Here is a 1,772-nt window from a genome sequence, read left to right as displayed (position 1 = left end):
GGTACCCATATTCATACAGGATGAATATGCATGAAGTGCATCTAATCCTGATTTTAGTTTACCAACAACTCTTGATACCAAATGCATTACATGTGAATATTTATCAACTCTTACTAAATCAGATACATATCTTGAACCTGGTTCGCAAATACGTGCAAGGTCATTTCGTGCTAAATCTACTAACATTAAATGTTCAGCTAATTCTTTATGATTAGTTCTCATTTCAAGTTCAATTCTGCTATCTAGATCTAAATCTAGCGTACCATCTTTATGTCTCCCTCTTGGTCTAGTACCTGCTATAGGATATAGTTCAACTTGTCTTGTTTTTTCATCATATTTTAAAGAACTTTCTGGTGAAGCACCAAATAATGTAAAATCTTTATCTTGCATAAAAAACATGTAAGGACTTGGATTGCTTTTTTTTAATTTTTGATATGCTGACAATGTATTTATACAAGGTAAAAAAAATTTTCGAGAAGGAACTACTTGAAAAATTTCACCTTTTTGAATTAAGACTTGTAATTTTTTTATTATAGAACAATATTGAGAGTCGCTCATATTTGAAGTTAAATAAATTTCTTTTACTTGTTTTTTAGGAATAGATCTCAGGTTTTTTTCAAGTTTTTTTTGTATTTTTTTTCCTCTCTCGTTAATTCTTTTTTCCTCATCTAGATTGTTACTAAATAAACTATTTTGAATTAAACATGTTTTTTTTTGATGATCTAAAACTAATAAAGTTTCTGCTAAATAAAAACAAAAATTTGGACATTTTTGTGTTTTTTTTAAATATGGTAATGACTCAAAGTTATCAATTAGATCATAGGAAAATAATCCTCCAAAAAAGATAGCTTTTTGTCTTTTTTCACTATTTTTATAATTTTTAATTATGAATCTAAAAACATCGAATATTGATGGTGAAAAAATTTTTTTATCTTCATCTAAATTTTTATCGATATCAGGAAAAAAAATATAAAGACTTTTGTTTTTTTCAATTTTTTGTATTTTCTTTTCTAGATTTTTTTTTAAATCTAAGATAATAAATTCTCCATTTTTAGATAATGGGGTTAATTTTACAGTATTATTTTTTTCCGAAGAAATTCTTACAGCACTATCTATGATCATTATACTTTCTAAATCATTTTTTTTGTTTATTTCAGCTGTTTCTAATAATAATGTTGCTGGTTTTAGTTGGCAAAGATGATTAAAAATTATTGTAGGATCAGGATGATATTTAGCCTTTTTTTGAATTATTCTAATTTCACATGGGCTTTTTTTCATTCATTCAAATCTCTTGTTTAATCAAAAATTTTTTTATAAAAAATAATAATAACTAATTTAAAAAATTAAAGCAAGATTCTCATTTTTTATTTTTTTTAAAAAAAGTGTATAATATAATATTTAAGTATTTAATATACTATGTTAAATAAAATGATACTAATAAGTACTGTTTAAAAAAAAATAATAATAATTAAAATATATATATATATATCTATATATTATTGTTTTATCTTTTAAAGTATTTTTTGTTTTTTACGTTTTTTAAGTATTAGATTTTTTAATTAATTAGTTGTTTTTTAATGTTTTTTTCGTTTTTTACCATGCAAAATTTCTATATATAAAGATGCCTTTAATATATATATATACAAAACTTATCCCCAGAGTTATAAACATGTTAATAACAAGCATATTATAAATACGTAGAAAAAATAAATTCATATAAAACATAATGTTACGTGATTTTATATTATAAAATAACAAAAAATACTGATTTT

1 protein-coding gene is annotated in these 1,772 nt (G+C 22.4%); it reads right to left on the bottom strand.

The window, feature by feature from the left end; genetic code table 11:
• The coding region (locus tag D9V70_RS03175) for an anthranilate synthase component 1 (RefSeq protein ID WP_253254836.1) at nucleotides 1-1,278 on the bottom strand (1,278 nt) is incomplete at its 3' end.
• Nucleotides 1,279-1,772: the final 494 nt, after the last annotated feature.

Source organism: Buchnera aphidicola (Lipaphis pseudobrassicae), assembly GCF_005081185.1.
GTDB lineage: Bacteria > Pseudomonadota > Gammaproteobacteria > Enterobacterales > Enterobacteriaceae > Buchnera > Buchnera aphidicola_AD.
The sequence above is the reverse complement of the archived record's forward strand: the minus strand, read 5'-3'. Positions and strand labels throughout refer to the sequence as shown.